Source organism: Lacrimispora amygdalina, assembly GCF_900205965.1.
Lineage (GTDB): Bacteria > Bacillota > Clostridia > Lachnospirales > Lachnospiraceae > Lacrimispora > Lacrimispora amygdalina_A.
The window spans coordinates 225,516-233,749 of sequence record NZ_OAOF01000007.1 but is presented as its reverse complement, the minus strand read 5'-3'; the positions used below and the strand labels follow the sequence as shown (position 1 = coordinate 233,749).

General features: G+C 40.4%; 11 protein-coding genes. 1 reads left to right on the top strand and 10 read right to left on the bottom strand.

Going from position 1 to position 8,234, the window contains the following annotated elements; genetic code table 11:
• Nucleotides 1-325: 325 nt before the first annotated feature.
• A complete protein-coding gene (locus CRO04_RS12190; protein ID WP_097004515.1) occupies nt 326-1,171 on the bottom strand; it encodes an EamA family transporter in 846 nt (281 codons plus the stop codon).
• 183 nt (nt 1,172-1,354) lie between these two features.
• Here CRO04_RS12190 and CRO04_RS12185 point away from each other — a divergent pair, with 183 nt between their 5' ends.
• Nucleotides 1,355-1,849 carry a MarR family winged helix-turn-helix transcriptional regulator gene (locus CRO04_RS12185; protein WP_097004514.1) on the top strand — a complete coding sequence of 165 codons (495 nt, stop codon included), beginning with the start codon at nt 1,355-1,357 and terminating at the stop codon, nt 1,847-1,849.
• A 3-nt stretch (nt 1,850-1,852) separates the two neighbouring features.
• Here the strand turns inward: CRO04_RS12185 and CRO04_RS12180 are convergent, their stop codons facing one another.
• The 9 genes from CRO04_RS12180 to CRO04_RS12145 all read right to left on the bottom strand — a co-directional run bounded on the left by CRO04_RS12180 (nt 1,853) and on the right by CRO04_RS12145 (nt 8,216).
• Nucleotides 1,853-2,800, bottom strand: coding sequence for a hypothetical protein (locus CRO04_RS12180; protein ID WP_097004513.1), 948 nt, complete (start codon nt 2,798-2,800; stop codon nt 1,853-1,855).
• Between the two features lie 101 nt (nt 2,801-2,901).
• On the bottom strand, nt 2,902-3,207 hold the full coding sequence (locus CRO04_RS12175) for a YciI family protein (RefSeq protein WP_097004512.1): 306 nt from the start codon (nt 3,205-3,207) through the stop codon (nt 2,902-2,904).
• A 36-nt stretch (nt 3,208-3,243) separates the two neighbouring features.
• Nucleotides 3,244-3,405 (bottom strand): hypothetical protein, encoded by a 162-nt coding sequence (locus CRO04_RS26255; protein WP_166432542.1) that lies wholly within the window; start codon nt 3,403-3,405, stop codon nt 3,244-3,246.
• On the bottom strand, nt 3,392-3,670 hold the full coding sequence (locus CRO04_RS12170; protein ID WP_141400977.1) for a MarR family winged helix-turn-helix transcriptional regulator: 279 nt from the start codon (nt 3,668-3,670) through the stop codon (nt 3,392-3,394). Before CRO04_RS12170 ends, CRO04_RS26255 begins: the two co-directional genes overlap by 14 nt.
• Nucleotides 3,671-3,805: 135 nt before the next feature.
• Complete coding sequence (locus tag CRO04_RS12165; protein WP_097004510.1) at nt 3,806-4,627, bottom strand: sugar nucleotide-binding protein; 822 nt, start codon at nt 4,625-4,627, stop codon at nt 3,806-3,808.
• Nucleotides 4,624-5,229, bottom strand: coding sequence for a GNAT family N-acetyltransferase (locus CRO04_RS12160; protein ID WP_097004509.1), 606 nt, complete (start codon nt 5,227-5,229; stop codon nt 4,624-4,626). Before CRO04_RS12160 ends, CRO04_RS12165 begins: the two co-directional genes overlap by 4 nt.
• Nucleotides 5,230-5,408: 179 nt before the next feature.
• Nucleotides 5,409-6,461 carry a Gfo/Idh/MocA family protein gene (locus CRO04_RS12155; RefSeq protein ID WP_097004508.1) on the bottom strand — a complete coding sequence of 351 codons (1,053 nt, stop codon included), beginning with the start codon at nt 6,459-6,461 and terminating at the stop codon, nt 5,409-5,411.
• 21 nt (nt 6,462-6,482) lie between these two features.
• On the bottom strand, nt 6,483-7,448 hold the full coding sequence (locus CRO04_RS12150) for a sugar phosphate isomerase/epimerase family protein (protein WP_097004507.1): 966 nt from the start codon (nt 7,446-7,448) through the stop codon (nt 6,483-6,485).
• A gap of 21 nt (nt 7,449-7,469) precedes the next feature.
• A complete protein-coding gene (locus tag CRO04_RS12145) occupies nt 7,470-8,216 on the bottom strand; it encodes a sugar phosphate isomerase/epimerase family protein (protein WP_097004506.1) in 747 nt (248 codons plus the stop codon).
• Between the last annotated feature and the right edge of the window lie 18 nt (nt 8,217-8,234).

The window sequence follows — 8,234 nt, the reverse complement described above, 5'->3', positions numbered from 1 at the left end:
TTTTATTTACACAAAATCTTGTTGTTTCACCTTTTCCTATAGTAAATTCGGAATCAATTGCCATAATTTTTATCCTCTTATTTCTCTGTAATGAATGGAGGATAATATTGAATTATCCTTTATTCATTATAGCAAACAATTAAATAAATTTAAATGATTATTTATATTGAATTTTTTATATAAGTAATATGTTTTCTAATTATTCATGTAAATATATTTTAAAACAAATTCTTTTCATCACCAGTTATTATTTTTTATTATGCCTTTTCACTATTGAAAAAAACTTTACGCTAACCAAAAAGAAAATATAAGTAAATCGCTTTTATCACTTTCGCTGTGAAACAAAAATACTTGCGATAATAACACAAACTCCCACGATCTGAATGAAGCTGATTCTTTGCCCCAGTACAATATATCCCAGAATAAAAGCAGTTAATGGATTCACCGGACTTAACAGAGAAACCCGGACTGGTGACAGGATTTCAATTCCACGAAACCACAGATAATAGGCAAGTCCTGTATTGACAATACCAAGTAAGGCAAGCCCTGCCAGATTCACAGATGTGAGGACCGGAACGCTGCCCTCCATCAGATACACCGCAGGAATCAGAATCAGACTGCCAAAAAACAGCTGCCAAGATGTAAATTCCATCTGGCTGACGCCCTCCGGCTTTCTCCAGTATTTGGTCAGTACTACGCCAAGAGCCATCACCACAGCTCCGCATAATGCAGCTGCCACGCCCCAGAAATCTATGGTCATCTGCGGTTTCACAAGGAGCAGCGCCACCCCTGTTATCATCATGGCAATCGCTGCATAGGACCGGAGGGCAGGTTTTTCTTTTAATAACAACCAGCTGAAAAGTATAACAAATATCGGCTGGACACTTCCGATGATGGAAGCGATCCCGCCAGGGAGCCTGTATGCAGCAATGAATAAAAACAGGAAGAAAACGCCTATATTTAAGCTTCCAAGGATCAATGACTTTAAAATCCAGATTCCTTTGGGCAGTTTCCTGTACCATAACAGCAAAAGCAGTCCTATGGGAAATGCCCTCATAAACGCAACAAATACCGGACGCTGTATGGGGATCAGCACGGAGGCAATAATGTATGTGGAACCCCAAAGCATGGGAGTCAGCATTGTAAGTAACGTATCTTTCATCTGCTTCATCTATTATTCCTCTCTTCTTCGTTTTTTTATCTTATTGTTTAATATCTTAACGTTAAGATATATAAAAAGAATAAAGTGTGTACCGTTTTTTGTCAAGTATTTTAAGATAAAGATATTTAACGTCAAGAATCTTCACCTCAAATTTCCCTTGTACTTTCTTTTTTCTGATGTTACACTATTTACATGAAAACAGATAATATTGATAAAATTATTGATCAATGGGCTTATGAACTGCCGGAGCTTGATGCGTCACCAATGGCGTTTTGGGGAAGGTTTAAAAGAATTGTCAAGCATTCAGAAAGGAGATTGGCAGAAAATTTTTCCTTATACCAGTTAAACAGCGGCGAATTCGACGTATTAGCGACTCTGCGGCGTTCGGGGGGGGATTACAGATTAAAACCTACAGACTTATACCAGTCACTTATGATTACATCCGGAGCCATGACAAACAGGATTGATACTCTGGAGAAAAAGGGGCTGGTCAGACGAGTGCATGACAACGAAGACAGAAGAACCATCTATGTTCAGCTGACGAAGGCTGGGTATGAACTGATCTCCCAGGCGGTTCTGACCCATACCCAGACTGAGGCATCCTTATTGAACGGACTGACAAAAGAAGAACTGGCCCAGTTGGACCAGTTATTAAAAAAGCTGCTTTATTCCCTGGAAACCCCATAAGAACTAGCGGTCATATTTCTGATGAACGTGGATGCAGTCATTTAACAGTTGAAGTAATGCAGTAAGCTGAGACAGCTTCTTTCTCTGTTTCAGGAAACTTTGTGAATCAGCTGCAGTTTTTAAAATCTTTTCATTATTGACAATCAGCCTGTCAATCGCAGTTTTTACACTGTCGGACGCGGACTCAGATACTTCCTGAAAGACTAAAAAGATCTGAATGGCTGTCTTCTGAACAGCTTCCACATACGTCTGAAGGTCTTTTTCACTGGCAGTAAGTGACTTTTTCCTACTGACCAGTAACTTACCCTTTTCAGATGTTTGTACGGAAAGCTCAAGACTGCCTGGTTCACCTTTTTGTCTTAGTTCCTCCATTACATCCTGGAATTGATTAATTTCCTCCTCCAGCTTTCGTTTCTTATCTTTTATATTTATGATTTCAGGCATTAGGGTGAGAAGCGTCTGCTCTAAATTGTATATGCTCTTCTGCAGAATCTCTGCCTGCAGAACAAGCTGTGATTCCAGCTGTAGCTCATTCTTTTGTGTAAGAAGCTCTGTAATGGCATGATGTATATGTGGTATGTCTTCCACCGCTTTGGAATGAATAAAAGCTTCTGTGTCTGTCACTTCTTCCTGATAGGAAAACTGACTGGTTAATCCACTTAGAATTTCATTCCACAAGTCAAGAATTGACTGTACTCTTTTAGCCTTTTCTGTAACTACCACATAAGCATCCACTTCGTCTTTTAGATGATCCATCTCATTTCTTACTAAAACAGCCAGTTCTGCAACATCTTTTAACTTAAGATTGTCCTTGGAGATCAGGTTTTTAAGCTCTTGTGTATATGGGGGCATTTCACCGTCAGGGACGTATTCCTCCATGATTTTCTCCAGTGTAAAATGAAGCGGTTTTCTCAGACTGCCTTTATCAAGCAGTCTATCCAGAAATCCCATTCAATCACCTCTCAGGATTTACGCGCACAGTGGGTATCATACTTTACCTTATGCATCCGGAGTGTGTTTGTTTCAGGTTATCCATCAGAAGAATTTGAAATTCAGCCAAACCATTCTTTTAACATGGGTTGACATTTGTGTAGTTTAAATTCCACTATTTTATAATCTTGAACCCCTTTTACCTTCAGAGGATCTTTGGATAAATAGTTTTCGATTTCTTCCAAAGATTGCCCTTTGATTATAATTATCCCTCCTCCTTCACTAGCTTTAGGTCCTGAGGCAAGAATGAATTTTTCCTCAAACCCCTTATCCAAATATACAAGATGATCTGCAATCGCTATCTGCAATTCGCTTTTATCAATGGTAATCGTATCTCTAAATGTTCCTTCTACAACAAAATATCTCATAATGAACCTTCCTTTCAAAATAAACTTTATTATTTTTTATTCATAGTTGCTGTCTGCTATTGTTATTTTCTTTAAACATAAAAAAAGAATGATTGCGATAAATCCAGATAAATAAAAAGGTGCTCTTATATTATCTAAGGCTCCTGACATAACCGTTATTAATGAGAGCGACAGAATAACGATTTTAACTTTCTTCATGTGGCTCACCTCTATTCATAATTTTTGCGTTGTTTGCCATTAACATCAGATTATCAATGATAAACTCCACCATCTCCTTGTCCATACCAATGGATAATATCTCTGTCCAGTGTTTCAGCTTGTCTATTATGACTGGCTGCATCGCTTTCCCTTTTTCTGTCAATCTTACGTCATATGCTCTCTTATCTACTATGCTCTTTTCTCTTATTACTAACCCTTTATTTTCCAAACTTCTGATTACCCTTGTCAAGTATTTTAGAAGCATAACAATTAGAGCATAATGTAGGATAATTATCAACGTTGCATTTGATTATGGATTTTAAACTTCATGATTACCACGAAATGGTGGGCAGCTTATTTTTTAGAAGTTGCCCACTTAGAATAGTCGAAGAAACTAATATTATTTTTGCACACTTTTCAGATACTCAAGTATGTCAGCTACACTCATTTGCAGCTTCTCCGGTATTTCCGTTCTGCCAGGCAGCACTGCCTGAAAACATTTTCCGCAACTTACTTCTTCCTGGAAAACAGGCTCCTTTAGTCCCAGTGCACTGATAAGATCTGTTTGAAACTGCATATAACTATAAGCATCCTTTGTTCCGATGTGAAAGATTCCGTCAAGATCTTCTATGATGATAGTATCAATCCATTCTGCGATCTGTAAATCAGTTGTGTAGTTCATATAAAGATCAGGGTAGGTAATAATTGGTGTATTGTTTTGTATATCCTCCCCCAGCTTCAATATCCTGGGACAATTTTTCCCGTAAATCTGGGGTATCCGGACAATCACACATTTTTCTTTTAGTTTGTTTTGAAGCATTTGTTCGCATGTAATTTTATAATTCCCATAATCCGATTGTGAACTTGTTTTATCGGATTCATAATGTGGCTTTTTCATTGCTGCATCAAACACATTGGAGGAAGATATGAATATTATTTTACCTGCATCATTAGTTAATAAATAATCAGCAACAAAGCTGTGGAACTTTAGCTGTAATTGAAAATCACCTCTCAAACTGGAAATGATTATTTGTGGGCGTATCTGATCCAGAATATGTTTAATGTAATCGTAATCGTCAAGCTGCAGCCGAAACAGCTTCTTTTCAGGCAAACAGCTATTCTTCTGTACATGATAAGTACCATATACATCATGGTTTTTAATAAGTAATTTTGCAATTGCCTGACCGGCATAACTGCTTACACCTAAAATCAGAATTCTCATTTACCTGCTCCTTCGTCTAACTGCTTCCTCATAACAAGCCCCTGTTGTGTATCAGGCAGCACATAAAACCCCTCTTTTTTGTACATCTCAAAATGTCCGCCAAAGTCTGAGGACTGATAGCTTGATTCCTTATAGGGATATGCCTCCACATAGTCGAATCCATCTTGTGCCGCATCTTTACAGATACGTTCCAATAACCGCGTGGCAATGCCCTGTCTTTTCATTTCCGGAGCAATTACGAAACAGAAAATAGATTTTATCCTTATGCCAGAGCCAGGTTCCTCCAGCGGTACATATGACATAAATCTCTGCCAGCTGATGCATTTCTGACAATCTGATTTCGTATTAGAGTTACACCAGCCAACGATTTTATCACCACTATAGGCAAGATATCCCTGAATGTTATTGCCTTTTACATACTGAAACGCATATTTTCTACGATTTTCTTCAATTGAAAAATCTTTGCCTGCATAATCATCATTACTCCAACATGCACAATAACACTTATTACCAGCCACGTTATCGTCGTGAGGTGTGATATCAAAGAAATGTATATAATCTTCTGCAAGGTCTGGTGTCAGCCTGCGTATTTCAATCTCCATTTATTTCCCCCTTTCGTATTTATTTCCTTCTTGTTGTCAAGAGTATACCATATCTGACAGCAAACAGCCAGAAATCACAGGTTAATTTAACAAAGTGACCTGTGGTAAAAGGGCTGGCAGAAGCAATCATTTACTTCTGCCAGCCACCATATTTAACCCAGGCTTATCTATTGAGTTCCCTATAAGTATACTACACAGTTCTGCTCTGCCGAACGGAAAACAGCCTCCATAATATGCATGACTTCCATAACCTCATCCAGTTGAATAAATGGCTTTGCCCCTTCATGAATGCAGGCATTCACATTGCGGTAAAAATCCCTGATATCGGCATGTACTTCCGGCAAAGGATATTTCTTTACTGTTTCATCCGTGCGTGGAGCCATGGTTTTTGTTAAACCTGCTGCTGTTACGACCGGTACTGCATCTCGTTTTTCCCAATCAGAAACCATAACAATCTCGCCGTTTAGCTTCCAGTCATGAATAATTGCGGTACCATTTTCTCCCTGTATGTACCAGCGGGGCATGGAAATAAAATTGCTGGTTCCTACTTCCACTAAAAAAGTCAGCTGGTTATCAAATTGAAATAATGCGCGGAAGCCATCATCTACCGCTTCGTTGGTAACATTCGTTAACTGTGCAAATACACTTTTAGGTTTGCGGCTGCCAAGCATCATCGTCATCTGATCCAGAAGATGCACGCCCCAGTCCAGTACCATGCCGCCCCCATGCTCTTTCTGGTTCCGCCAGTCTCCCGGTATTCCCCGGGAACCATGCACCCGGCTCTCTATATTAAATATTTTTCCAAGAGACTGCCGTTCATACAGCTGTTTTATGATAAGATAATCCTCATCCCAGCGGCGGTTTTGATGTACTGTGAAAAAGACCCCCATCTTTCTTGAATAATCGGCCATCTGTGTCAGTTCTTCACTGTTTAATGCCACAGGTTTTTCACAGATTACATGCTTACCTGCACTCATGACCGCAAGTGCAACAGGTAAATGAGTATCATTTGGTGTAGCAATGGTTACTGCTTCCACTGTTATGTCATTCAGCAAATCCTGCTGCGACTGATAGACATGTATACCGTCCGAAGCCGCTGCTTCCCTGCGGACCGGATCTATGTCCCAGATACCACACAGACAGGTTTCCGATATTTTATTCAACATACGGGCATGCCAGCTGCCCATGCCACCGTATCCAATTAAGGCAATATGTAGTTTTTTCTTTTCCATAATCGAATGTTCTCCTGACTTTCAGTTCCACCACGCGTTTGCCGGCTGATCGTGAATGATTATATCTTTTAGGAAGTCAATAGCTTTTTCAAGACCCTCCTCAACAGACATGAAAGCATCTTCATGTTCAATACTGATGGCCCCGTCATAACCACTCAGCCGCAAAGCAGAGATGATCTCCTTCCATTCATCAGCATCATGGCCCCAGCCAACGGTACGGAATGACCAGCTGCGTTCTGATAAATCACCATAGTTTCCGGTATCCAATACACCATTGATCTGTGTATTGACCGTATCCACTTTTGTATCCTTTGCATGAAAATGATAAATTGCGCCCTTAAGTGCCTTAATTGCCTCAGCCGGACGAATTCCCTGCCAGAACAGGTGGCTGGGATCAAAATTGGCACCGATTGCCTCACCGACTGCTCTTCTTAACCGCAGCAGCGTAGCAGTATTGTATACACAGAATCCTGGATGCAGCTCCAATGCTATCTTTTTTACACCGTAATTGGCGGCCTCAGCAACCGCACCCTGCCAGAAAGGAATCAATACCTCATTCCACTGATAATCCAGAACATGCTGATAATCCGTGGGCCAGGAACATGTCACCCAGTTGGGATATTTTGCACCTTCATAGTCACCGGGACACCCGGAAAAACTCACCACCGTATCGACTCCCAGTTTCTCTGCCAGGCGCAGGGTCCTGGTAAAATCAGCAGCAGCCTGGGCACGGATATCTCCATTGGGATGTACATGGTTGGAATGACAGCTCAATGCACTGATTTCTAAATTATATTTTTTAAACAAATCCTTATAAGCCGATAATTTACTTTCACTGGAAAGCAATTCCTCTGGATTGGAATGTTTGCTGCCTGGTGAGCCGCCGGTACCAATTTCTACTGTCTGTACCCCCAGACTGCTCAGATAACGGAATGCGTCCTCTGCACTCCGGTCATATAACGGAACGGTTAATACTCCTAATTTCATATGAATACCCCTTTCAATAATCTACAGATTCATAATGTGTTTATACCCTTTTTCTATGCTTTGGTATGGAGATACAGCGAATTCTTCCTGTTCCAAAATAAAGTGCATTACTCCGGTTTCCAGTCCTTTGCATATAATCGTATTAAAATCCAGAACACCTTCATCTAAATCCACACACTTCCTGCTTTCAAAATCGGCCATCTGCTTTAAATGCAGCAACCGGATACGATTCCTCTGTTTTTCCATGTATGCCAGCACATCCACACCTGCATACGCAGCCCAGTATACATCTAATTCCAGCACCATATCCAGCGGATCAGTCAGCTGCATCAATAAATCCAGAAGAACTGTTCCGTCTTCTGTTTTTATAAATTCATGGGCATGATTATGATAACCAAATATAAAACCTGCATTACTCACAGCCCTGGCAATCGGTGCTAGCTGCTCTGCCAGAATCTTTACATCCTGGATTGTTTTAACCGGATAATATGGCACAATAATTGCTTCTGTCCCAATCTCCCGGTTATAACTCAGTTCCTCATCCAGATTATTGATCAGCCGTTCCAGCGGTACGTGGCTGCTTATGGACTTTAGTCCGTTTTCTTTCAGCAAACTTAACATCTGGCTGGCAGCCAGACCTCCATAACCGGCAAATTCCACACCGGTATAGCCGATCTCTCCGACCCGTTTCAGGACACCTTTAAAATCCTCTCTGGTCAGTTCACGCAGTGAATAAAGCTGAAGACTGAATCTCTCAATTAAACTCATAGGATGCACCTCTCTGTT